A 24,680-nucleotide genomic window follows, 5' to 3' on the forward strand; every position below is an offset into this window, starting at 1 on the left:
AATTGTAAAAAATAAAAGTATTTGTTGAAACATTTAATATGAACCATCAAAAATCTTAACAGATTGACGGCCACAGTAATGGTTTTGTTATATTGTTGATACAGGAAATACAGAATATCTATCTTTCAATATATTTGTTGCTATGAAGCGTATCCACCTCATTGTAGTATTCCTGCTAACAACTGCATTTTCAAAAGCCCAAACCAACCCGCCTACCGATCTCGGCACTATTCAGCAAAACCTTAAAAAACTTGATGTGCTTGGCAGCGTATTGTATGTTGCGGCGCATCCTGATGATGAAAATACCCGCCTGCTGGCCTACCTTGCGCAGGAAAAACATTATCGCACCGGTTACCTGTCGCTCACCCGCGGCGATGGCGGGCAAAACCTGATAGGTAATGAGCAAAGCGAATTGCTTGGTTTAATCCGTACGCAGGAATTGCTGGCCGCCCGCCGCGTTGACGGTGCTGAACAATTTTTTACCCGCGCCAATGATTTTGGCTTTTCGAAAGGACCGGAAGAAACACTAAAAATCTGGGACAAAGAAAAAGTATTGGGCGATGTAGTGTGGGTGATCCGCAAGTTCAGGCCCGATGTGATCATCTGCCGCTTCCCTACAACCGGCGAAGGTGGTCATGGTCATCATACCTCATCGGCCATATTAGCGCAGGAAGCTTTTACAGCTGCTGCCGATCCGAGCCGTTATCCCGAGCAATTAAAATATGTAAAGCCATGGCAGGCCAAACGCCTTATGTGGAACACCTTCAGCTTTGGCAGTGTTAATACTACCGCTCCCGATCAATTTAAAATTGATGTAGGTGTTTATAACCCAATCTTAGGTAAAAGCTATGGCGAAATAGCTGCCGAAAGTCGCAGTAATCATAAAACCCAGGGCTTTGGCTCGGCCAAGCAACGCGGCGAATCATACGAGTTTTTTAAAACTATTTTAGGCGATGCCCCTCAAAACGATTTGATGGATGGTGTTAATACCACCTGGAAACGAGTTAAAGACGGAGACGCTATTGCAGCCATGATAGGCGTGATCAGCCGGAACTTTATCAGCGAAGCTCCTGAAAAGTCCTTACCCGCATTGGTGCAATTACTGATGAAAGTTGAGAAAGTACCGGATACCTACTGGCGTGAACAAAAAACTAAAGAGCTAAACAATCTCATAGCGGCATGTGCCGGCCTGTGGTTTGAGGCTTATGCTACTGAGTCAACTTACTCACTCGGCGATAAAATAGGCGTGCGCGCGCAGGTGATCAACCGTTTTAATTATCGTGTTAAAATAAACAGCATTGATGCCAATGATAACTCTTTGGCTTTGCAAAGCAAGGAGATCCCATTTAACCAACTCCAAACTTTTGAAACCACTGCCGCAGCTTCCATGCTAACGCAGCCTTACTGGCTGGCCTTACCGCATCCAATAGGTGTTTACACTTTGCCGGATAACACGCTTGCCGGTAACCCTGAAAATCCTGACCTGCCAAAAGTTACTTTCCAGTTTATTATTGAGGGTAAGCCCATAAATATCGACCGCCGAATTGTATATAAATACGTTGACCCGGTTAGGGGCGAGGTTTATCAGCCTATTGAAATAACGCCGCCGGTAACCGCTAATATTGAAGACAAGGATTATATTTTCAGCACGCAACAAGCACAAACAGTACTGGTAAAGTTGAAAAGTTTTACCAAAGCAAGTGGTACCATCAGCCTGAAACCCGCTGCCGGATGGAAAATAAGTCCCGAAAAAATTGACTTTACCGATAAGGACAAAAACGATGAATGGTCGGTGGCATTTACGGTTAGTCCAACCGATACCAAAACCAACACAACCGATCTGGAAGCAGTTGTTAACGCCAATGGCAAACCGTTTTCACTTAGCCTTCGCCGTATCAGGTATGATCACGTACCAGCTATTACCCTATTTCCGCCGGCACAAACAAAGCTTGTTTACCTCGATCTTAAACATAACGGCAGAAAAATAGGCTACATTGCCGGTGCCGGCGACCAGATGCCTGAAGCCCTGCGCCAGGTAGGTTACGAAGTACATATCCTCACCGAAAATGAAGTAACAAACGGCGATCTTTCGGGCTATGATGCCATCGTTACCGGCGTACGGGCCTACAATGTGAACGAGCGACTTGCTTATCAGCAATCGAAGTTAATGGCATATGTAAAGAACGGCGGCAACCTGGTAGTGCAATACAATAACAACAATGGTATTGTTGTAAAGCAAATAGGCCCATATCCGTTTACCGTAGTGAACCGCAGGGTTACTGACGAAAACGCCGAAGTGACGATTTTAGATCCGCAAAATCCGGTATTAAACTATCCTAATAAAATAACCAATGATGATTTTAACGGTTGGATCCAGGAACGCGGATTGTATTTTGTAAGCAATATCGACCCGCAGTACAAACCCATTTTGCAAATGCATGATAAAGGAGAAGAACCGCTTAACGGATCATTAATTGTGGGCGATTATGGTAAGGGCCGGTTTGTATATACTTCCCTGGCATTTTTCAGGGAGTTGCCTGCCGGTGTACCGGGAGCTTACAGGTTGTTTATTAATCTATTGAGCAAACCAAAATAACCTGATAAACAACGTGTTTACTTAGCGAAGCCAACAGCATTCTCTATGAGAGCCCCTGAAGAAGCATTAACTTCAGTGCAGCCAAACTGGGCAAACCGGTAAATCGTACTGAGTGGGATATTACCCTGTAAACCTATAAACAGGGTGACAAAATGTGGATGCCCCTGGAGAAAAGGAGCGAAGATATGTAAAGCATTAAAATAACTATAAAACCAAAACGGCCTCTTAAAGAGACCGCTTTGGTTTTTTTTTAGCGATAATTAATAGGCGTAAAACGGCACATCTTCATAAGCATATCCGCCTGCACCCCAATAAAATTCGTTTTGATTTTTAGTGTAGAAATGGTCAATTTCGGCAGGTGTACCTCCGTGATAATAGCGATAAACTGGCACTGAACTATTTGCCTGGTTGGGATAGGCATAAAAGGCTACCTTTTCTTTGATGTAACCACCAGGAGTAGTCGCATTCCTTGTATAAAAGTGATCAACAGCAGAGGAACTATAATAACGATATACAGGCTCTGTACCGGCTACCTGGCTAGTAAAGGCAAAAAAGCCGATTCCCTCAAATATATACCCTGTGTTATTTCCCTGAGCCAATTCGTTATAATCCGTAGTGTAAAAGTGATCGGACGAGCCGCCGTTATAATATCTGAAAACGGGTGATGTGCCCGCTACCGGCGGGTTTAGTGGATAAAGAAATTGTACTGCAATTTTATCATAGTTCGAAAGCACTGTTGCCCCGGTACCGCATTCATTGCCATTCATTAACGAAACCGGATCGGCTTCAGTAGGTGTACCAAGAATATGAGTGGCGCTGTAATGGGCGCTGTTAGGTGCTGTTCCGTTCTGTGGTTCGTTTAAAAACCAATTGGTATGCCTAAGACCAATACTGTGACCTAACTCATGCGCTATTGTTCGTTGTCTTTGATCAAATGAATTTCCCGAAATCGCGGCTGGGCTTATGTAGATTATAAAACCAGGCTGCCCGTTTATCGGGAAATAAGACTGCCCGCAAGCTCCACCAATATTATTATTCGCCATTATCGTAACATTGTACGAACTGCCTACAGAAAATTTCACCCTGCAGTTCGGAATACCATTCCATTGTGCAATGGCCGCGTTAATTTCAGCAGTATACGCGCTCATAGAAGCATCAATATTGATCACTACATTAGTGTTTAAACCCAGGTAATTTTGCGCACCGTATTGATCTGTCTTAATTTTCGAAGCGCCACCATTTGTTGTTGCAACACCGGTCTTCTTTGAAAACAGCATATCACCGTCCACCAGGTAGTCGGTACCGATATCCTTAATATCAGAATCCCGGAAACCCAATGATTTAATGTAGTCCAAGGCACTGGTGCTGTTTTTTTCTTTATCCGCAGGTGCTAAATCATGAATTGCTTTTTTGCAGGAATTAAACAATAGCAAGGTGGTAAACGCAATAAATGCGAGTTTGAGGTTTTGGTTTTTCATTTGTGATTTATGTATTTAAGTTTAAGTCAAAAATAATATTATTAATTATATTTATTGTAATTATTTAATTTTTATTTAATAAAAATTAACCAAACGAAACCACAGAATACAACAACACTATTATGAATAATCAAGGTATTAAATATCAATATTATAAACCTGGGCTCAAGGGATTCTAAGAAGACAGACTTCTCCTTTGACTGAACTCAACAGTTTTACAGTTGTGGTAAATCTGTTTAATCCCAAACCTTTTCAACCGTCAAAAACACTACATATGTTATCAACAATGTGTCAATTTTACTTTATTAACATTTTTTTAATATAAAACTCTTTCAATTACAGTAAATTCTATTTACGTTTGAATTTTTTCTTGATGTAGCTTCAAATAATTTTTTACCCTGAAGCACATGTTACGCGTCGACAGTTCCAAACCATGCCAAATTATTTATGCCATTGCCAAGCATGACTACCTGTCGTATGTTATTGAACCACACATTGTTCAGCTTAATCCGAACGGTGAATTTTCACTAACACACCAGCGTTTATTTTCCAATACCGCCAAAGAATTTTGCGAATTTCTGGACGATACCGATATCAGGCTGATCAAACTGCTGGAAGAGATGGAGCAAGGCAACGTGATCAAAAGGTATTATAAAAAACCAATCCGTCCGTTCGAGTTTTTCTCCAAGATCTTCAACGAGCAGATGTTTGACATGATCCGCCCAAAACTGGAGAAGCGGATAGCTGAAGCGTTATCGTTACTTTGCGGTAAGCAGGTATACCAGATGAGTAAGGAAGGCTATCCAGGCGAACGCAAACTTCAGCTGGCTACCGAGGCAGCATCAGTGTTATTTCATTTCAGGCGCAGTGAAGAAGAGATCAGGTATTTTCCTACCATCAAATATCAGGGCATGCGCATTGAGTTCATGTTTAAAAATGCCGAGATCATTTGCAATCACCCGGCCTGGATGCTGCTTGATGATACCCTGTATTATTTCGACAAGGAGATTGAGGGTAAAAAACTGCAACCATTCCTGAACAAGCGTTTCATCGCTATACCAAAATCGTCGGAGCAATCATACTTTGAAAAATTTGTTGCCCCGCTTATCGAAAAGCATAATGTTTACGCCGAAGGGTTTACCATCAATACCGAAAAGTATGATGCCTGCCCTGTGCTTAAACCTATTTATATTGAAGGCGGTACTTCGCAGCTGCAACTTTCTTTTAAGTATGCGGGCTATGTATTTCCTTATGGCGATGGCAGGCACATTTCTGTGCGGATGGAAAAAACCGGCGATGATTACCTGTTTCACCGTATTAAACGTTCAACTACCTGGGAAAAAGGCAAAATGCACCAATTGGAGCAAATGGGGCTTAAAATAGCTTCATCATTGTTCCAAAACCTTGAAGTTGCCGGACACGATGAAGATGACGACCGCTCGTTCTCTGTTTTTGAATGGCTCAATCAGCATCATGATCAGCTTATTGAACAGGGCTTTGAACTGGAACAGCCTGAAGGGCAAAAACGCTACGTATTTGGCAGCAGTAAAATTGAACTGGTAGTAACCGAAAATAACGACTGGTTTGATATCAACGCCATGGTGAGCTTCGGCCCGTACCGAATCCCTTTTATCCAGTTAAAAAACCATATCCTTAACCATAAAAAGGAGTTTACCCTGCCATCGGGCGAAATTGCGGTAATTCCTGAACAATGGTTTTCGCAATATGGCAACCTGCTGCACTTTACCGAAGGCAGCAATGATTTAAAACTACGCCGTCACCATATTGGCCTCGTTACCGATTTAGCCGAAGGCGAAATGGCCAGCGTTACCATGACCCGCAAACTGCAAAAGCTCACCAATTTTGATGAGCTTGAGGACGCGCCGATGCCCGTTAATTTTGAAGGCAATTTGAGGCCGTACCAAAAAGCAGGCTATAACTGGTTTCACTTTTTAAAACAATACCACTTTGGCGGCTGCCTTGCCGATGATATGGGTTTGGGTAAAACCATCCAAACTTTATCGCTGCTGCAAAAGCACAAGGAAGATACGGAAGAAGCCGGAGGCAAAGCCACTTCGCTGGTAATCATGCCAACCTCGCTGATATATAACTGGCTTAATGAAGCCCGCAAATTTGCACCGCAGTTAAAGCTTATGGTACATACGGGCACCATGCGCTATCGCAGTGCTGAAGTTTTTGCCAATTACGATGTGGTGATCACTACCTATGGTATCAGCCGCATTGATATTGAAATGTTTAAAGGCTTCTTTTTTGATTACGTGATCCTGGACGAAAGTCAGAACATCAAAAACCCATCATCAAAATCATACCAGGCGGTTAAACAGCTCAAGTCGCGCTTTAAATTGATCTTGAGCGGCACCCCGGTCGAAAATTCGGTTAACGATTTGTGGACACAGATGTCGTTCATTAATCCTGGTTTATTGGGTGCACAGCAGTTTTTCCAAAACGAGTTTGTAGCTCCTATAGAAAAGAAAAAGGATGAAGATAAGGCCCGCAAACTTCAGGCCCTGATCAAGCCTTTTGTGTTACGCCGCACCAAAGAACAGGTAGCAACAGAATTGCCACCCAAAACTGAAAATCTTTTTTACTGCCAGATGACCGAAGAACAATCTTCGGTTTATGAAGAGGTAAAATCCGAATACCGGAATGAGTTGCTGAAAAGCCTGGAGGATGGCACGTTCGCTAAAACACAGATTCAGGTATTGCAGGGTTTGATCAAGTTAAGGCAAATTGCTAACCATCCTATCATGATCGATAAGGATTATGAAGGCGACAGCGGTAAATTTGAAGATGTGGTGCATACCTTAGGCAACGTGCTTGATGGTGGTCACAAGGTGCTCATATTTTCGCAGTTTGTAAAACAGCTTAGCATTTACCGCGAGCATTTTGAGCGCGTTGGTATTCCTTACGTCTATCTGGACGGCGCTACGCAAAACCGGGGCGATGTGGTTAAGCAATTCCAGGAGGATGAAAAAACGCGTGTGTTCCTGATCTCGATAAAAGCGGGGGGCGTAGGTCTTAATCTTACCGAAGCCGATTATGTGTTTATTCTCGATCCATGGTGGAACCCGGCTGTTGAGCAGCAAGCCATTGACCGCACACATCGTATCGGGCAGACCAAAAACGTTTTCATCTATAAATTCATCACCAAAGATTCGGTTGAAGAAAAGATCCTGGCCCTGCAGCAGCGTAAGCTCAGCCTGTCAAGAGCGCTGATTACTACCGAAGAAAGCTTTATTAAATCGCTTACGGCGGATGATATTAAGGAGATATTGGGGTAAAAACACCCCTCCCTAAACCGCGAGGGCTTTAAAAGAAAAAGCGGTGAGTAATTGGTGCTCATCGCTTTTTCTTTTCTGATAACGCGCAATTTTAAAGTATCACCCTTTAGGCGGAGATTTAGAGGGGCTTATTTTAACTTACTCAACGCTGCTTTCACCCTCGGTATCAAGGCTTCTATTTCATGAAGTGGAGTTGCACCAACCGATGCACGGAACCAGTTCACCTCATCACCTGTACCAAAGGCCGAGAATGGAACAAATGCGGCTCCGGCATCTTTAATTAAATAAAAGTTAATATCTGCCGAATCTTTCAATACTTTGCCGTCCGGAGTGGTTTTGCCACTGTAATCTATTTTCAGGGTAAGGTAGATAGCGCCCATCGGTTCAATCGAATCTACATTTAAACCGCTGGCTTTCATTTCCTGGAAACCTTCATGCAGGGCAGTAAGGCTTGCCTGGATCTTTCCCTTTAAATCATCAAGATAACTGTTTACATCAGCCTCATCAGTTAAAAATTTGGCCATAGCCATCTGTTCAGGCTTTGGCGACCAGGCACCCATGTGGCCTACAATGGCTTTCATATTTTCGATAACCAGCTCCGGCCCGAAACCCCAGCCTACACGTACACCCGTTGCTGCAAAACATTTTGAACCGCCATCAACGAAAATGGTATAATCTTTTAATTCAGGACGAAGGGTTACCGGATCGTAATGCTTATGCTCGCCAAAAGTTAACTGCGAGTAGATTTGATCGTATAGTAAATACAGTGGTTTCTCACCCACTGCACGGCTCTTGTTTTCGGCAATTACAAGATCGCAGATCTCTTCCAGGTCCTTTTTGCTGAACATGGTACCGGTAGGATTTAAAGGCGAACACAACGCCAGCAAAGCCGCTCCTTTTAAATGCGGGCGAATATCATCTGCCGTAGGCATAAAATTATTTTCAGGAGCAGTGGGGATAATCACTGCATCGGCATTCAGCAGATCGCTGTAATGGTTATTGTTCCATGACGGTGCAGGGAAAACCACTTTTTCGCCGGGGTTAACTACCGCCAAAAATATAGAATAGATCAGCGGGCGCGAACCACCCGAAATCAGGATTTGGTTAGGTGCATAGTCAAGACCTAAACTTCTTTTCAAAAAGCCACTTACACTCTGGCGCAGATCAAGCATACCATCAGCAGCCGGGTAGTTGGTTTGATTATGATTATAGGCGTCTATAATCTTTTCCTTTAGAGGAGTTGGAATAGGATAAATATTGGAATCGAAATCGCCAATGGTAAGGTTGGCGATATTCTGGCCTTGTCGTTTTAATTCGTTGATCTCGCCCGCAATCTTAATGATCTCCGAGCCATGCAAATTTTGAGCTAATAAAGAAACACTCATGGATTTATATATTTATAAGCGGCAAAGATAGCCGATTGAGGTGAAAGGCGAAAGGATAAAGGCGAAAGGTTGGGAAGAGCGCAGAAGCTAAATGGTGAAAGACTATTGAGGTGATTATAAAAGCTGTAGGTTAACAACCCGAAATAAAAACCTTTTTCCTTTCGCCTTTGACCTTTCACCTAAAAGAAAAGGTCAAAAGCAGAAAAGAAAACCTTTTGCCTTTGACCTTTCGCCTTTAACCTTAAAAGCTTATAAATACGCTTTGCGCAATTTAATTATCCGCATCCAGTGCATGAGTTTCATTACGGGGTAAACCGGGTCTATCTCAAACCATTTGGCGCCAAAATTGGCTTTGTTGGGGTGTTTGTGATGATTATTCTGAAATAGTTCGCCCAGCATTAAAAAATCAAACGGGGTAGTATTTTTTGACTTATCTCCATTATCAAAATTTTGATAGCCATATTTATGGCCGCACCAGTTTACAATAGCACCATGAATTGGCCCCATTAAAAAGTGAATCGGGATCAGTAGATACATCCACCATGCGGTAGCAAATTCTACATAAAATAAAATATATAAAATGCCGAATGAAATACGGGATACAACCGATGATCCTATGAAATCAACAAAACGCCATTCAGGAATGTTACCTTTAAAACGTTCTTCAGGTTCTTTAAGCTTCTTTACGTGTAGCCTGTAGCTTTTAGCTGTATATACCATCATCTGGAAAACATCCTTAAAAAAATGAGGCGAATGCGGATCCTTTTCGGTATCACTATATGCGTGGTGTTCACGGTGCATAATGGCATAAGCCCTCGGGTTTAAAAACGATGATCCCTGGCAAACATAAGTAAGCAGGTAAAACATTCCTTCGTAAAACTTATTGGTTGTGAACATTTTGTGAGATGCGTACCTGTGCAGGAAAAACGTTTGAAAAAATAGCGACAGAAACCAGTGCGCTATAAAGAATATGATAATAACCATTGAATTGTAGAAAATAGACTTATTTATAATCTTTCCAAAGATACGATTTAAAGCCTTATAAAGTTTTTTAATATGTGAATAATGATACAGGCGTTAACAAAAAATGCCGTTACTGGTATAGAAACGGCATTTAATTAAAAAAGTTATTTACCGGAATTATAATAGTTCAAACTGTTTGGCCAACAATCGGTACGATTCAAGCCTGTCTTCAAAGTTTTCGGTAATGGTAACAGCCATGATCTCATCCACTTCATAGTCATTGGCAAGCCACATTAACTTCAGCTTCAGCTCGGCAGGCGAACCGGCAATTACACGGTAACGATTATAACGAATGCGTTCCTGTTCGGCAGGCGTATACTCCACATCTTTCACATCGTCATAGCTTAGCGGCACTATTGGCCCGCCTTTTTCAAACTGCAGAAAGCGATGGTCCATAACGGCCTGGTGTTGCTTTACTTTTTCTTCATCTTCCGAACAGAAGATAAACACCGCTACATTGGCCTCTGGCTGTTGCAGATCATCAGATGGCTGAAATCGCTCCTTGTACATTTTAACACTTTCAGGTCCGCCATTGGGGTTAATAAAATGTGCAAAGGAAAAACCCATACCGAAATGCGCTGCAAACAAGCCGCTTTGTCCGCTTGAGCTTAGCAACCACATGTTAGGCACGGTTTTAATCTGCGGGATAGCCCTGATACGCGCCTGTATGGTTCCCGGTTCGTAAGTATCATGAAAGTAATTCTGCAGATCGGCCAGTTGCTCAACAAAGTCCTGCTCCCTGAACTGGTTTGAAGGGTTAAGCGCGGCTGCGGTGATCCTGTCAGTACCCGGCGCGCGGCCCATTCCAAGGTCAATCCGGCCGGGGAACAGCGCCTCCAGCATCCTAAAATTTTCAGCAACTTTAAGGGTGCTGTGGTTTGGCATCATGATACCGCCCGACCCCATGCGCATGTTTTTAGTTTCGCCGGCCAAATGGGCTAATAATACTTCGGGCGTTGAGCCTGCTATAATACCCATATTATGATGTTCCGAAATCCAGAAGCGGGTGTAGCCAAGGGTATCGGTATATTTTGCCAGTTGTATAGTTTCCTGTATGGCCTGCTCGGCAGTAGCGCCTTTTCTTATTGGCGACTGGTCGAGCACGCTCAGTTTAATTTTGTTTGTGCTCATATCTATTGTGAACACAAAAATAAGCATCGGGTTGCAGGCGGGCTTTATGCCAGGGCTTTTATGGCATTGCAATTACTATTACTGCTGCATTAATTTTGACCCTGGTAATAAATAAGCCCCGCCTGGTGAGCGGGGCTAAACATAATTAACTATTTATAATTGATTTGAAAAAATCCGTATTGATTACGAGCATCCCATTGAGTTGCCGCAGTTTAAGCATTTATAACAGGTACCTGAACGAATCGTGGTATGCCCGCAAACGTTACAGCTTGGCGCATCACTTTGTACACCCATACTAACATCGAAAGATAAGCCTTTTCTTTGAGCATTAATAGAATTATCTGAAGATAGCGTAGATGGCTGGTACACATTGGTTTCATCGGCATTAAAATCCTCATCACCCATTTGCGGGTTTCCCAATATGCCATTTTTATCGGTTATGATGTGTACCAGGTCGGTGCGGTCCTGGTATTCATAGCCCAGCATCCTGAAAATATAATCGATAATGGAGGTTGCACTTTTAATATTGGTATGCCCTACCACCATTCCCGCCGGTTCAAAACGGGTGAAGGTAAATTTTTCTACGTATTCTTCCAGCGGTACACCATATTGCAGGCCGATAGAAACCGCGATGGCAAAACAGTTCATCAATGAGCGGAAGGTTGCACCTTCTTTATGCATATCTACAAAAATCTCGCCCAGGGTACCGTCCTCATATTCCCCGGTACGTACAAATACGGTTTGCCCGTCAATACTGGCCTTTTGCGTAAAGCCGCGGCGTTTGTACGGCAGGTGTTTCTTTTGCACTACACGCGAAAGCTGGCGCATAAAATTTGTATCCTTTGATTTCTCCATGATGGCCATGGCTGCTTCAATAACCTGCTCGGGTGTCAGATCGCTCAGTTTTACGTTAGCAGCTTCGCCTAATACTTCTTCAATTGTATCCAGCTTGTCATCAGCTTCTTCCTTAACATCTGATTTGGTTGAGAGCGGTTGGGATAGCTTACAGCCATCACGATAAAGTGCGTTGGCTTTCAGGCCCAGCTTCCACGAAAGCTCGTAGCAATCTTTGATCTCATCAACTTTGGCTTCGTTTGGCAGGTTGATGGTTTTTGAAATGGCACCCGAAAGAAACGGCTGCGCTGCTGCCATCATTTTGATGTGCCCATGGGCATGGATATAGCGCTGGCCTTTTGCGCCGCATTTGTTGGCGCAATCAAAAATAGGATAGTGATGTTGTTTCAGGTACGGCGCTCCCTCAATGGTCATAGTACCGCAGATATACTCATTAGCTTCTGCAATTTGTTTTTTGCTGAAACCAAGTGCGCGCAGCACATTAAAATCGGGCGCATTATACTGCTCGGCCGTGATGCCCAAACGTTTCAAACATTCTTCGCCCAGCGACCAGATATTGAAAGCAAAACTGATCTCAAAGGCAGATACCAGGCCTTTGTCCAGCTTTTCCAGTTCATCATCATTAAAACCTTTGGCTTTAAGCGTATCTATATTGATATGCGGAGCACCTTTTAGGGTCGCTGCACCTTTGGCATAATTAACAATGGCGGTAACCTCATGTTCCTGGTAACCTAAATTGCGCAAAGCCTCCGGTACGGCCTGGTTAATGATCTTGAAGTAACCGCCGCCCGATAGCTTCTTAAATTTCACCAGTGCAAAATCCGGCTCGATACCCGTAGTATCACAATCCATCACCAAACCGATAGTTCCCGTCGGAGCAATAACAGTGGTTTGGGCGTTGCGGTAGCCGTATTTTTCGCCCATTTCAACAGCCTTGTCCCAGGCATTGCAGGCAGCTGAAAGCAGGTAATCGGGGCAATGCTTTGGGTTAATACCCGGAGGGGTAATTTCCAGTCCCTCGTAGTTTTCGGTAGAGTTATACGCAGCATATCGATGGTTGCGCATCACCCGCATCATGTGCTCCTTATTATCATTGTAACGGCTGAAAGCACCCAACTCACGGGCCATTTCGGCTGAAGTTGCATAGGCAGTGCCGGTCATGATGGCGGTGATGGCGCCGCCAATAGCACGCGCTTCGTCACTATCATAAGGTATGCCGTTCACCATCAGGGCCGAACCCAGGTTGGCATAACCAAGGCCAAGCGTGCGGTAATCATAGGATAATTGTGCTACTTCTTTTGATGGGAATTGAGCCATCAATACGGAAATTTCCAGTACAATGGTCCACATGCGGCAGGCATGTTCAAAACCCTTTACATCAAATACACGTGTTTGCGGATTAAAGAAATGAGCAAGGTTGATGGATGCCAGGTTACAGGCTGTATTATCTAAAAACATATACTCCGAGCAGGGGTTAGATGCATTGATCCTGCCACCTTCGGGGCATGTATGCCACTCATTGATGGTGCTATCAAACTGAACACCCGGATCGGCACAGGCCCAGGCAGCAAAAGCGATATCGTCCCACAGTTTTTGCGAGGATATGGATTTAACGGCTTTGCCGCTCATCCGGCTGGTTAAATTCCAGGCCGAGCCGGTTTTAAGTGCTGTGAAAAAGCTGTTGGGAATGCGTACCGAGTTATTGGAGTTTTGACCCGATACCGTGCGGTAGGCCTCGCCTTCATAATCAGACGAATAACCTGCGGCTATCAGGGCTGCTACTTTCTTTTCTTCTTCCACTTTCCAGTTCACAAAACCCTCAATTTCGGGGTGATCCAGGTCAAGGCAAACCATTTTGGCTGCCCTACGGGTTGTCCCGCCCGATTTGATAGCTCCCGCTGCCCTGTCGCCTATTTTCAGGAATGACATCAGGCCCGATGAATAACCACCGCCCGATAGTTTTTCACTCTCGCCGCGGATCTTAGAAAAGTTTGTGCCTACGCCCGATCCGTATTTGAAAATACGGGCCTCACGAACCCAAAGGTCCATGATGCCGCCCTCGTTCACCAAATCGTCATCAACAGAAAGGATGAAGCAGGCGTGCGGCTGCGGGCGCTCATAAGCTGAGGTTGACTTGCTCAACTGTTCTGTTACCGGGTCGACATAATAGTGGCCCTGTGGTTTGCCGGTAATGCCGTATGAAGTATGCAAGCCGGTATTGAACCATTGCGGCGAGTTTGGAGCAGCCAGTTGCCCAATAATAGTATAAACTATTTCATCATAAAAAATCTCAGCATCTTTTGACGAAGCAAAATAACCATATCGCATGCCCCAATCCTTCCAGCAGTTGGCCATACGGTGGGCAACTTGTTTAATGCTTTTTTCAGATCCGGTTGAGCCGTCGGGTTGAGGTACGCCTGCCTTACGGAAATATTTTTGAGCCAGGATATCAGTAGCCACCTGCGACCAGCCCGCCGGTACCTCAACATCGTTCATTTCAAATACAGCATCGCCTGAGGGGTTGCGGATCACCGACGATCGCTTTTCATATTTAAACAGGTCGTAAACACTGGTACCTTCTTTGGTGAAATAGCGTTCGGCTTTGAGCCCCTTTTCCCCGCTTGCTGCGGGCGCCTTCCTGGTAATGTTTTTAGCCATAGCTTTTACAGATTATGATAAAATTAACTGAGTACGTGCAACGTTAAAAAGGTTCAGGGGTTTTAAATCAAATCTATTAGTATGCTGAACAGCATAATAGCCGGAGTTTTCCACATGCCTGGAATAACATGCATCCCTTGTTCTTATGCAAGAGAAATTAATTGATTTTTAAATACTTGCAGTGTTGATAATTAAGAATTCATGTGTTTTTTTTGAAAAAAGACATATAGTTTTAACAATGCTCAGTCACTGTGCTTTAGCCTGCCGGTGCCAGTCTTGTCAGGTTGCATGTGTGTAAGATTGACTCTTGCTTTCTAAAACAAAAAGCCTCCGGATTGCTCCGGAGGCTGGGTAAATTGTTATATTAAGATCAGTCAACAATTACATCTCTAAAAAATGGTCGAAAGTATCGCTGCGGATACCTAACCTTAGGGTTTCAAGCGGGATGATATCCGTTGGGGCGATATTACCCAGGCTTACATTTGCACCTATCAATTTAATGAACCAAACTTGCTGCGCTTTTTGAGGCGCTTCCCATATAATTGTCCCTTCGGGGATCTGGGTCAGGATCTCATCAATCAACCCCTGGCGTACCTCTCCCGAATCACGATAGATACCAACGTTACCGCTTTCACGAGCTTCGGCTATCACCTTCCATGAGCCGGCCTCAATTTCGGCATTCATCAATTTGATCCATTTATAAGGAGCAAAAATCTTTTGAACATCTTTTGAGCCCACTTCAGATATTACTGTAACTTGTTTGGCCAGCTCGCTGATATAGTTACATTTTACATCATGCTCAATAGTGATCGAACCATCGGATACTTCGCAATGTTCCAGTTGGTACTTATCCAATAAACGGCGGTAATCGTCAAACTGGTTACGTACAATAAAGGCCTCAAATAAGGTTCCCCCAAAATAAACAGGGATCCCCGCCTCCCGGTAGAGCTTTAGCTTTTGTTCAAGGTTAGGGGTTACATATGATGTAGCCCAACCCAGCTTTACAATGTCAGTATACGGCCCGCCAACTTCAATAAAATCTTCAACCTGGCGCAAGCTAAGGCCTTTGTCCATAACCATGGTAATGCCTTTATCGCGGGGTTTAGTTGTACGATCAGGAAGATGATTAATAGTGTAGTTCATTGTAAATATTTGTTATAGCCTATAACTAAAAGTTCTAACGAGGCAAAGGTCGCAACAAATATGCAGATGTGCAAATTTCAAATGTTAAATGATTTTAAAGCTCATGGTAAATTCATTGTTGGTAGTGAGTTGTTGATTGAGTTGATTAAGTGAGTGGGGTGATATGCCGTCATCTTGCGGCCGCGCGTTTATCTTAAAACACGAAAAGACACATATTCTATGCGTCTTTTCGTGTTTTACCTTATTTAAGAGATAGAACCATTCACCTAATCAACTCAATCAACCATTCTCCCTACTTAGTATACCTGTTGATAATATCCACAATCACTTTATTCTTTTGCAATTGCGGCAGGTAATCAAACAGGATGTAATGTTTTTCCGGATCGGCTGCTAAAGCATACTCCAAGTTGTTAAGGGCTTCATTGTATTCGCCTTTGGCAAACAGGTAGGCAACCATACGATAGTAAAGCTCGGCCGCTTCGGGATTATTTTTGATAGCCTGGGCTATAATTTCAATAGCTTCATTAAGCTTTTGCTGCTCGTAAAGTATCGACGAATAATCAAGCCAGGCGTCAATATCAAGCGGATTTAGCTCAACCACCTTTTCGTAAGCCTTTTCTGCTTCATCCAAATGCCCGAGCTTATATTCGGCATCGGCAATAGCAAACCAGTAATCGGCATTGGCGATGTCAAGGTCAAGCGCTTTTTTATAAAAGTGCAGGGCCTCAAAATAGCGCTCCTCAAAATCAAGGGTTACACCTATCCCAAACCAGGCATCGGCCAGCTTTGGATCCATTTTAACCGATTTTTTGTAGAAAGCCCGGGCGTCGTCCATTTGCTCCAGCTTTTCGTAGCATTCGCCAATGGCACAATACGTATCGGCATTAGGCTGTTCATACTCAAAAGTATGACGGTATACTTCTATAGCTTCTGCATATTTTTCAAGGTTAACCAGTGCGTTGCCTTTGTTAAAATAGGCCGAAGCAAAGCTGTCCTTAATTAATATAGCATAGTCATAAGCATCGATGGCTTTTTCAAACAGACTCAGCTTGGTATAAGCGTTGCCCAAGTTATACCAGGCCGCGTAGCTGTACGGTTCGTTATCGATATATTGCTGATAAAACTGTACGCTTTCCTGCTGGTTGTCCATTACGTCGTAGCAAAAAGCCAGCTCGTAAAGGGCATCCTGGTTTTCCATATTTTGCTTAAGGCAAAGCTTAAGATAGGTTATAGCAGTATCATAATCGCCCATGTTTTGATAAACGTAGGCTATGTGCAGCAGGATCTCGTCGGTCTCTTCGGCAAGGTCAAGCGCTTTTTCGTAATTTTCCAGCGCCTCGGAGTAACGCTCCAGGCTTTCGTACAGATTACCACGGATGATATAGATATCCGCGTCAGATGCTTCGAGCATAGCAGCTTGGTCCAAAGCGGCAAAAGCCTCCGGAACCTTGTTGCTTACCACAAGCAGTTGGGCCTGTTTAATCAGGAAAATTGCCGCAAAAGGGTGCTGGCTTCTCGCGTACTCTGCTACCTGTAATGCCCTGGCCGGATCATTTTTTTCGATGTAGTAGTCGATAATGTTCTCAAACGCCTGGGCATCAAAAAAGTACAAGTCCTGATTTCTGATCATTTCCTCGTACCGTTCTACCGAGAATTTTGGGTCTTCGGTAAAACCAAATTCAAATTCTTCTTCCATTCAATTTTGTTTGCAGAACATCCGCTTTAGGTTGACAAATTGCCTTGTAAAGACTTATTGAGTTCAAATTACAATAAGTAAGCATCCAAAATGCAATTTAGTTTTCAACATTCAAACATTCTTAACAACTGTTCAATACAAAGCATTGATAATTAATGACAATGGATACAACAGGCAAGCGATGAGTGATTCTGAAAAATTGCCCTAAAGATTTCTACCTTTGGCAAAAGTAACAATTATGGAGCCTAATATTTCAGATATCCTAAAACGTTTACATATAAACGATATTAATGACGCCTTTAGTACAGGCAGTACCTGGGGCAGCAGCAACGGTGCTGCAGTAAAAAATATAACATCGCCGGTCGATGGCAAAAAAATAGCATCAGTAAGGCTGGCAACCGAAGCAGATTATAACCAGACGATTGAGCAGGCAGCCAAAGCATTTAAAACCTGGCGTAAAACCCCGGCACCTAAACGGGGCGAAATAGTGCGCCAGATTGGTGAGGCTTTACGCGCAGCCAAGCATGACCTGGGCACCCTGGTATCCTACGAAATGGGCAAAAGCCTGCAGGAAGGCCTGGGCGAGGTGCAGGAAATGATAGATATTGCCGATTTTGCAGTTGGCTTAAGCCGCCAATTATATGGCTTAACCATGCACAGCGAAAGACCAGAGCACCGCATGTATGAGCAATACCACCCGCTGGGTATAGTTGGTATTATTTCGGCATTTAACTTTCCTGTTGCAGTTTGGAGCTGGAACTCCCTGCTGGCCTGGGTGTGCGGCGATGTATGCATCTGGAAACCATCCGAAAAAACGCCTTTAACAGCTATTGCCTGCCAGCATATAGCACAGGAGGTTTTTAAGAAGAATAACATTGAAGAAGGCGTTTCATGCCTGGTTATCGGCGACCGCAACATTGGTGAGCTCATGGCTGCTGATACGCGTGTTCCCTTAATTTCAGCCACAGGTTCAACCCGTATGGGTAAAGCGGTGAGCGCCGCGGTTGGTGCAAGGTTGGGCAAAAGCCTGCTGGAGCTTGGCGGTAACAATTCAATTATCATCAGCGAAAATGCCGATTTGGACATGTCGCTCATCGGCGCGGTGTTTGGTGCAGTGGGTACTGCCGGCCAGCGTTGTACCAGTACCCGCAGGCTTATTATTCACGAAAGCGTTTACGATGCCTTTAAACAAAAATTAGTTAGCGCCTACAAACAAATCAGGATTGGAAACCCATTGAATGAGCACAACCATATGGGGCCGTTGATTGACGCCGATGCTGTTGCCTTGTATCTTGAGTCGATTGAAAAATGCAAAGCCGAAGGCGGCAACTTTGTAGTTGAAGGCGGCAAGCTGGAAGGCGCAGGTTATGAATCTGGTTGCTATGTTAAACCGTGCATTGCCGAAGTTAAAAATCACTTTAAGATAGTGCAGCATGAAACCTTTGCCCCTATCCTTTACCTCATTAAATACAGCACTATTGAGGAGGCCATCGACCTGCAAAATGGTGTTCTGCAAGGACTGTCATCGGCTATTATGACCAATAATTTGCGCGAGGCAGAACAATTTCTATCCTACGCAGGTTCTGATTGCGGAATTGCCAATGTTAACATCGGTACATCGGGCGCCGAAATAGGCGGCGCTTTCGGTGGCGAAAAGGAAACCGGCGGCGGCAGGGAATCAGGTTCGGATGCATGGAAAGTTTATATGAGGCGACAAACCAATACTATAAACTATTCAAAAACGCTGCCTTTAGCCCAGGGGATAAAGTTTGATTTGTAGTTTCTGAACCAGGATTTGGAGGAGTTTTTAGGATTTATGGGATTGCTGTTCCTATTTTATAAGTAGGACACAAGAAAAAATCCTGTCCATCCCCATAATCCACCCAAATCCCGGTTCAGACAGTGTTAGGGATAGTAGCGGATACCGGCCACGAGCGTAAGGCCTGCAGGCGTATGAGCGGATAGCCCGGCCAGAGGAAACACCCTGAAAATAAAAATTAACCTAAATGAAAGCCGGCACGTAAAAAGCCTGGTAAGATTATATAGAAACTAAAACGATTCATTAGTCTTTAAATAAAGACATCATATTAAACACTGTTCATGTTCAAATTTTGCAAGTATTTAAGCGCAACCACTTTATCAGCAGCATTATTAGTTAATTTACCGGCATCGGCACAACAGGCCCCTGTTACCGATCCTGCCCCGCCAAAAGCCTGGCATCTGCTTGATTTAAAGGAGAGCGGCTTTTACGGCATCAGCTTAAAGCAGGCTTATATGTTTGTGCAAGGCAAAAAAAGCAAGCCGGTTGTTGTTGCAACTATTGACAGTGGTGCCGATACCTCACAAACGGATCTTAAAACAGTGCTATGGATAAATAAAAAAGAAATTCCGGGAAACGGCATTGATGACGACCATAACGGCTACGTTGACGATATACACGGATGGAACTTTTTAGGCGGCCCCGGCGGCAAAGCCGACTTTACCGAAACCACAGAAGAGGTACGTGAATACAATAAATTAAAAGGTAAATATGCCTCGGTTACGGATTCGACTGCTACCAATAAAAAAGAATATGCTTACTGGCTGCGTGTTAAAACGGTTTATGATTCAACAGTAAACAAGGCCAATACCGAAATCGGCCAGCTTTCGCCGGTAATGAACGCGTTGATGGTTACCAGCGGGTATATTAAGCGCGGTCTGAACTTACCGGCAAACGGCACTTTTAGCCAGGCCGACCTTGTTAAGGTTAAAGCCACTAATGACACCCTAAGCCAAAGCAAATATGTTTGGGAATCAGTATTTTCGCAGGAGGGAGCCGGTTCCACCAACGCCAAAATCATTAAAGACCTAAGCGAATATCTTGCAAAGCTCAACAACGATGTATCGCCTGATCTTACTTCGCGTAAGCGCGTTGTGGGGGATGACCCTGATACAATGGATGGCAAACCATATGGCAATAACCTGGTAAAATTTGCCGATGCGGCACATGGCACCGGTGTGGCCGGGCTCATTGGCGCGGTGCGTAACAACAATTATGGTATCAACGGTGTGGCCGATAATGTAAAACTGATGATCATTAAGGCCATCCCTAATGGCGATGAATATGATAAAGACGTAGCCAATGCTATACGCTACGCGGTTGATAACGGCGCCAGGGTGGTTAACATGAGTTTCGGAAAAAAGATCTCGCCGCATAAGGAATGGGTAGATGCCGCTTTCAAATATGCTGCCTCAAAGAATGTTTTATTAGTGATGGCTGCCGGTAACGATAACCAGGACATGGATCTTCAGCCCGAATTTCCAAATGATACTTTCTTAGATGGCTCATCAAGCGATGCTGATAACGTGATCAGCGTTGGTGCGTCGGGGCCCAGAATGGGGCAAAACCTTGCCGGCGATTTTTCCAACTACGGCAAAAAAAGCGTGGATATATTTGCGCCGGGGGTAAAAGTTACCTCCATTACTACCGATGCTGAGGTTGATACAGAAGACGGCACCAGCTTTTCGTCGCCAATAACGGCAGGCATTGCGGCTTTGATATTAGAATACTATCCAAGCCTGAGTGCTAAGCAGGTAAAGGAAGCTATTTTAGGCTCGGCAACACCGCTAAGGGGCACCATGGTATTAAAACCCGGCAGCAAAACCGAAAAGGTTGATTTTACAACGCTATCCAAAACCGGGGGCATTGTAAATGCTTACAAAGCATTGCAACTGGCCTCAAAGATGAAAGGCGACAGCTTAGCAAATTGATTTTTAACAATGTTACAGCGATTTTTGCGCACATAAAAATCGCTGTAACATAACCTTTTACCTTTAACCAGGCGCCTTTCGCCTCTTCAAAGGGGCAAAATAAAAAAACACTTTCCAGTTATGGTATTTTTCTCTACATTTGCGGGCTAATTGTTGCTCATTGAAATCGCTTAAAAAATATTCGATTCCCTTTACGGGGCTTAAACTTGGGAAACACCAGTTTGAGTATGACATACAGGATGACTTTTTTGATGAGTTTGAATATTCGCTCGTAAAAAAAGCAACCCTGCACTGCGAGGTTGAACTGGATAAGCAGGAAACTATGCTGATCCTGAATTTTAAGATAGACGGCACAATTGATACCACCTGCGACAGGTGTTTATCGCAACTGCCGCAGCAGGTTGATATTACTGAACAGCAAATAGCTAAGTTCAGCGATGAATTGATAGATGAAGACGAGGAGATCATTACCCTTGGCAAAAACGATCATGAGATTGATGTAGCCGGGCTGATTTATGAATACATTAACGTTGCAGTGCCGTTTACATCGGTTTGCGACAACGAGGGTGAAACCCCTTATTGTGATAAAGAAATGCTTGAAAAACTAAATAGCTTTTCGGCAAATGGTGAACAAAGTGAGCAAACAGACCCACGGTGGGATGCGCTCAGGAAAATGAATAAATAATTAATATTAGGATATTATGCCACATCCAAAGCGGAAATTTTCGAAATCAAGGAGAGATAAACGCAGAACGCATTACAAAGCGGAAGCTCCAACTTTAACTACCTGCCAAACTACAGGCGCTGTGCATTTGCCGCACAGGGCATATACTGTTGATGGTAATGTTTACTACAACGGTAAAGTTCTTATTGAGAAAGCAGCAGTAGCATAAGTTTAATTTTCTGAAAATGAAGATTGGCTTAGATATTATGGGCGGTGATTACGCTCCCAAAGCAGCTGTTTTAGGAGCTATCGAAGCGTATAAAACTTTATCTGCCGACCAGAAACTGGTGCTTATTGGCGATAAGGAAGTTACAGTAAGTATTCTTCAGGAAAATGGTGTAAGCCCTGATAACTTCGAGTTTGTACATACAACCGAAGTTATTGGTATGGGTGAGCACCCCACCAAAGCTATTGTTCAGAAGCCTGATTCGAGCATATCAGTTGGGTTCCAACTGTTAAAAAGCGGCGAAATTCAGGCCTTCTCATCGGCTGGCAATACCGGCGCCATGCTTGTTGGTGCCATGTTCAGCGTAAAAACTATTCCGGGTGTTGTACGCCCGGCAATGACTACTATTGTACCCAAACTTAAAGGCGGTTTGGGTATTTTGTTGGATGTAGGTGCCAATGCCGATTGTAAGCCAGATGTGCTTGTTCAGTTCGGTGTACTCGGCAGTTTATTTGCACAGGCAGTTTATGATATCAGCAACCCGCGTGTTGCTCTCATGAACATCGGCGAAGAAGAAGAAAAAGGTAATATCCTTAGCCAGGCCACCTACCCATTAATGAAAGCTACATCGTTGTTTAACTTTGTGGGTAATGTTGAAGGACGCGATCTTTTCAGTGAAAGCGCCGACGTTTATGTATGCGATGGTTTTACCGGCAATGTAATATTAAAGCTTGCCGAATCGTTCTATGTTATAACGCGGAAGAAACAGCTAAAGGACGAGTTTTTTGACAGGTTTAATTATGAACAATACGGTGGCAGCCCTATACTGGGTGTAAATGCCCCCGTTGTTGTTGGTCACGGCATCTCGAGCCCCGAGGCAATAAAAAACATGGTCCTTTTATCAAGGAATATGGTGGAGAGTAACCTCGTTGATAAAATAAAACAAGCATTCCAGTAATTTTATAAAGATGAGTAAAGTTCATGCCGCTATTACCGCAGTACATGGTTACGTTCCCGACTATGTATTAACCAACCAGGAACTGGAAACAATGGTTGATACAAATGACGAATGGATAACCAGCCGTACCGGTATCAAAGAGCGGCGCATATTAAAAGGCGAAGGCCTTGCTACATCTGATATGGCGGTCCCTGCCGTTACCGAGCTGCTCAGAAAACGCGGCATCGGTGCCGAGGAGATCGATCTTATCATCTTTTGTACTACTACCCCCGATATGATCTTCCCGGCTACAGCAAACCTTTTAGCGCATAAAATTGGTGCTAAAAACGCATGGGGATTTGATTTGCAGGCAGCCTGTTCAGGCTTCCTGTACGGTTTAACATCAGGCGCACAATTTATTGAAAGCGGTAAGCACAAAAAAGTATTGGTAGTAGGCGGCGATAAAATGTCGGCTATTGTTAATTATGAAGACCGTGCTACCTGTATTATTTTTGGCGATGGCTGCGGTGCTGTATTACTTGAGCCAAACGAAGAGGGTAACGGTATCATCGATTCTATTTTAAAGAGCGATGGTTCGGGTGCACAGTATTTAAACCTAAAAGCCGGCGGCTCATTGAAACCGGCAAGCCATGAAACGGTTGACGCTAAAGAACACTTCGCCTACCAGGAAGGCCAGGCCGTGTTTAAATTTGCAGTAACCAATATGGCCGATGTTGCGCACGAGGTAATGGAACGCAACCACCTAACCGGTGATGATATTGCCTGGCTGGTACCACACCAGGCCAACAAGCGTATTATCGATGCTACTGCAAACCGTACAGGTATAAGTTCAGATAAAGTGATCATTAACATCGAGCGCTATGGCAATACCACCAACGGCACCATCCCACTTTGCCTGTGGGAATGGGAAAGCAAGTTTAAAAAAGGGGATAACCTTATTTTAGCAGCCTTTGGCGGTGGCTTTACCTGGGGTTCAGTTTATTTAAAATGGGCTTATTGATGTACGGATTATAGATGTTCAAATTTCAGATGTGCAGATGTGCAAATTTTCTATTAAAAAGCATATTTGATATATCAAAAAATTAAAACATCCGTAAAAAGTGCATGTTATCTGCTTATGAACAACGCAACTAACGGGCTACTTATGGTATCCGCTCACTAATTAATCAACACATAACTTGCATATTTGCGCATTTGCATATCTGCACATTTGACTATAACTTAGATATAAACTTTGTCCAAAACCAATTAATCCTTCAACATGGATATTAAACAAATTCAGGACCTTATTCGCTTTGTTTCCAAATCGGGCGTGAACGAAGTATCAATCGAGCAAAAAGATTTTAAGATCACAATAAAAACCAACGAGGTGCAACCTACAGTGGTTCATGCCACTATTCCGGCAGTTACGCAACCTGTTACACAGGCATTACCAACTGCACCGGCTCCTGCGCCTGTTGAGCCTGCTGCTCCTGCTGCTCCGGATACGTCGAAATACATTACCGTAAAATCACCAATGATCGGTACTTTTTATCGTTCATCAAGCCCGGATAAACCCCTGTTTGTTAATGTTGGCGACGAGATTAAACCAGGTAGCGTAGTATGTATCATTGAGGCTATGAAACTGTTCAATGAAATTGAATCTGAAGTTTCAGGCCGTATAGTAAAAGTACTTGTTGATAACGCTTCACCAGTTGAGTACGATCAACCACTGTTTTTAGTAGAACCAGTTTAATTGATGCACATATGTGCAGATTACAGATGTGCAGATGATATTTAATTCGTTTGCACATTTATAATTTACATATTTGCCCT

The 24,680-nt window shown here is 43.7% G+C and carries 16 protein-coding genes; 9 read left to right on the plus strand and 7 right to left on the minus strand.

Annotated features, from left to right (window positions below; genetic code table 11):
• Window positions 1-142 precede the first annotated feature (142 nt).
• Window positions 143-2,596: a PIG-L family deacetylase gene (locus BLS28_RS23075; RefSeq protein ID WP_091172962.1), complete on the plus strand. Its 2,454-nt coding sequence runs from the start codon at window positions 143-145 to the stop codon at window positions 2,594-2,596.
• A gap of 260 nt (window positions 2,597-2,856) precedes the next feature.
• Here BLS28_RS23075 and BLS28_RS23080 read toward each other — a convergent pair whose 3' ends face one another.
• A complete protein-coding gene (locus BLS28_RS23080; protein WP_091172966.1) occupies window positions 2,857-4,074 on the minus strand; it encodes a M57 family metalloprotease in 1,218 nt (405 codons plus the stop codon).
• A 407-nt stretch (window positions 4,075-4,481) separates the two neighbouring features.
• Here BLS28_RS23080 and BLS28_RS23085 point away from each other — a divergent pair, with 407 nt between their 5' ends.
• Window positions 4,482-7,376 carry a DEAD/DEAH box helicase gene (locus tag BLS28_RS23085; RefSeq protein ID WP_091172969.1) on the plus strand — a complete coding sequence of 965 codons (2,895 nt, stop codon included), beginning with the start codon at window positions 4,482-4,484 and terminating at the stop codon, window positions 7,374-7,376.
• A 128-nt stretch (window positions 7,377-7,504) separates the two neighbouring features.
• On the opposite strand, the gene BLS28_RS23090 is transcribed toward BLS28_RS23085, so the two are convergent.
• The 6 genes from BLS28_RS23090 to BLS28_RS23115 all read right to left on the minus strand — a co-directional run bounded on the left by BLS28_RS23090 (window position 7,505) and on the right by BLS28_RS23115 (window position 17,267).
• Window positions 7,505-8,761 carry a pyridoxal phosphate-dependent aminotransferase gene (locus BLS28_RS23090; RefSeq protein ID WP_091172972.1) on the minus strand — a complete coding sequence of 419 codons (1,257 nt, stop codon included), beginning with the start codon at window positions 8,759-8,761 and terminating at the stop codon, window positions 7,505-7,507.
• A 249-nt stretch (window positions 8,762-9,010) separates the two neighbouring features.
• Window positions 9,011-9,745: an acyl-CoA desaturase gene (locus BLS28_RS23095; RefSeq protein ID WP_091172976.1), complete on the minus strand. Its 735-nt coding sequence runs from the start codon at window positions 9,743-9,745 to the stop codon at window positions 9,011-9,013.
• A 156-nt stretch (window positions 9,746-9,901) separates the two neighbouring features.
• Window positions 9,902-10,915 carry an LLM class flavin-dependent oxidoreductase gene (locus tag BLS28_RS23100; protein WP_091172979.1) on the minus strand — a complete coding sequence of 338 codons (1,014 nt, stop codon included), beginning with the start codon at window positions 10,913-10,915 and terminating at the stop codon, window positions 9,902-9,904.
• A 183-nt stretch (window positions 10,916-11,098) separates the two neighbouring features.
• A complete protein-coding gene (locus tag BLS28_RS23105) occupies window positions 11,099-14,428 on the minus strand; it encodes a vitamin B12-dependent ribonucleotide reductase (RefSeq protein ID WP_091172983.1) in 3,330 nt (1,109 codons plus the stop codon).
• Between the two features lie 381 nt (window positions 14,429-14,809).
• Window positions 14,810-15,571 (minus strand): phosphosulfolactate synthase, encoded by a 762-nt coding sequence (locus tag BLS28_RS23110; RefSeq protein ID WP_090534791.1) that lies wholly within the window; start codon window positions 15,569-15,571, stop codon window positions 14,810-14,812.
• 292 nt (window positions 15,572-15,863) lie between these two features.
• On the minus strand, window positions 15,864-17,267 hold the full coding sequence (locus tag BLS28_RS23115) for a tetratricopeptide repeat protein (protein ID WP_091172989.1): 1,404 nt from the start codon (window positions 17,265-17,267) through the stop codon (window positions 15,864-15,866).
• 238 nt (window positions 17,268-17,505) lie between these two features.
• On the opposite strand from BLS28_RS23115, the gene amaB reads away from it, so the two are divergent.
• From amaB to accB, 7 genes are all read left to right on the plus strand, one after another.
• Entirely contained in the window at window positions 17,506-19,047 is a 1,542-nt protein-coding gene (amaB, locus tag BLS28_RS23120) for an L-piperidine-6-carboxylate dehydrogenase (protein ID WP_091172993.1), read from the plus strand.
• A 320-nt stretch (window positions 19,048-19,367) separates the two neighbouring features.
• The gene (locus BLS28_RS23125) at window positions 19,368-21,017 is read left to right on the plus strand and encodes a S8 family serine peptidase (RefSeq protein WP_091172998.1); all 1,650 of its coding nucleotides are present in this window, start codon (window positions 19,368-19,370) and stop codon (window positions 21,015-21,017) included.
• Window positions 21,018-21,177: 160 nt separating this feature from the next.
• Entirely contained in the window at window positions 21,178-21,702 is a 525-nt protein-coding gene (locus BLS28_RS23130) for a YceD family protein (RefSeq protein WP_091173002.1), read from the plus strand.
• A 16-nt stretch (window positions 21,703-21,718) separates the two neighbouring features.
• Window positions 21,719-21,910 carry a 50S ribosomal protein L32 gene (gene rpmF, locus BLS28_RS23135; RefSeq protein ID WP_090534782.1) on the plus strand — a complete coding sequence of 64 codons (192 nt, stop codon included), beginning with the start codon at window positions 21,719-21,721 and terminating at the stop codon, window positions 21,908-21,910.
• A 16-nt stretch (window positions 21,911-21,926) separates the two neighbouring features.
• On the plus strand, window positions 21,927-22,865 hold the full coding sequence (gene plsX, locus BLS28_RS23140; RefSeq protein ID WP_090534780.1) for a phosphate acyltransferase PlsX: 939 nt from the start codon (window positions 21,927-21,929) through the stop codon (window positions 22,863-22,865).
• A 10-nt stretch (window positions 22,866-22,875) separates the two neighbouring features.
• On the plus strand, window positions 22,876-23,865 hold the full coding sequence (locus BLS28_RS23145; RefSeq protein WP_091173008.1) for a beta-ketoacyl-ACP synthase III: 990 nt from the start codon (window positions 22,876-22,878) through the stop codon (window positions 23,863-23,865).
• Window positions 23,866-24,126: 261 nt separating this feature from the next.
• The gene (accB, locus tag BLS28_RS23150) at window positions 24,127-24,600 is read left to right on the plus strand and encodes an acetyl-CoA carboxylase biotin carboxyl carrier protein (protein WP_091173011.1); all 474 of its coding nucleotides are present in this window, start codon (window positions 24,127-24,129) and stop codon (window positions 24,598-24,600) included.
• Window positions 24,601-24,680 lie beyond the last annotated feature (80 nt).

The sequence above is a fragment of the Mucilaginibacter gossypii genome, from assembly GCF_900100945.1.
GTDB classification, from domain to species: Bacteria; Bacteroidota; Bacteroidia; order Sphingobacteriales; family Sphingobacteriaceae; genus Mucilaginibacter; species Mucilaginibacter gossypii.

What these genes read in the sequence shown, in the direction of transcription:
- BLS28_RS23105 (WP_091172983.1), bottom strand. Translation starts at nt 14,428, where the DNA reads ATGGCTAAAAACATTACCAGGAAGGCGCCCGCAGCAAGCGGGGAAAAG.
- accB (WP_091173011.1), top strand. Translation starts at nt 24,127, where the DNA reads ATGGATATTAAACAAATTCAGGACCTTATTCGCTTTGTTTCCAAATCG.
- BLS28_RS23090 (WP_091172972.1), bottom strand. Translation starts at nt 8,761, where the DNA reads ATGAGTGTTTCTTTATTAGCTCAAAATTTGCATGGCTCGGAGATCATT.
- BLS28_RS23100 (WP_091172979.1), bottom strand. Translation starts at nt 10,915, where the DNA reads ATGAGCACAAACAAAATTAAACTGAGCGTGCTCGACCAGTCGCCAATA.
- BLS28_RS23125 (WP_091172998.1), top strand. Translation starts at nt 19,368, where the DNA reads ATGTTCAAATTTTGCAAGTATTTAAGCGCAACCACTTTATCAGCAGCA.
- BLS28_RS23080 (WP_091172966.1), bottom strand. Translation starts at nt 4,074, where the DNA reads ATGAAAAACCAAAACCTCAAACTCGCATTTATTGCGTTTACCACCTTG.
- rpmF (WP_090534782.1), top strand. Translation starts at nt 21,719, where the DNA reads ATGCCACATCCAAAGCGGAAATTTTCGAAATCAAGGAGAGATAAACGC.
- BLS28_RS23085 (WP_091172969.1), top strand. Translation starts at nt 4,482, where the DNA reads ATGTTACGCGTCGACAGTTCCAAACCATGCCAAATTATTTATGCCATT.
- BLS28_RS23075 (WP_091172962.1), top strand. Translation starts at nt 143, where the DNA reads ATGAAGCGTATCCACCTCATTGTAGTATTCCTGCTAACAACTGCATTT.
- BLS28_RS23145 (WP_091173008.1), top strand. Translation starts at nt 22,876, where the DNA reads ATGAGTAAAGTTCATGCCGCTATTACCGCAGTACATGGTTACGTTCCC.
- BLS28_RS23115 (WP_091172989.1), bottom strand. Translation starts at nt 17,267, where the DNA reads ATGGAAGAAGAATTTGAATTTGGTTTTACCGAAGACCCAAAATTCTCG.
- BLS28_RS23110 (WP_090534791.1), bottom strand. Translation starts at nt 15,571, where the DNA reads ATGAACTACACTATTAATCATCTTCCTGATCGTACAACTAAACCCCGC.
- plsX (WP_090534780.1), top strand. Translation starts at nt 21,927, where the DNA reads ATGAAGATTGGCTTAGATATTATGGGCGGTGATTACGCTCCCAAAGCA.
- BLS28_RS23095 (WP_091172976.1), bottom strand. Translation starts at nt 9,745, where the DNA reads ATGGTTATTATCATATTCTTTATAGCGCACTGGTTTCTGTCGCTATTT.
- amaB (WP_091172993.1), top strand. Translation starts at nt 17,506, where the DNA reads ATGGAGCCTAATATTTCAGATATCCTAAAACGTTTACATATAAACGAT.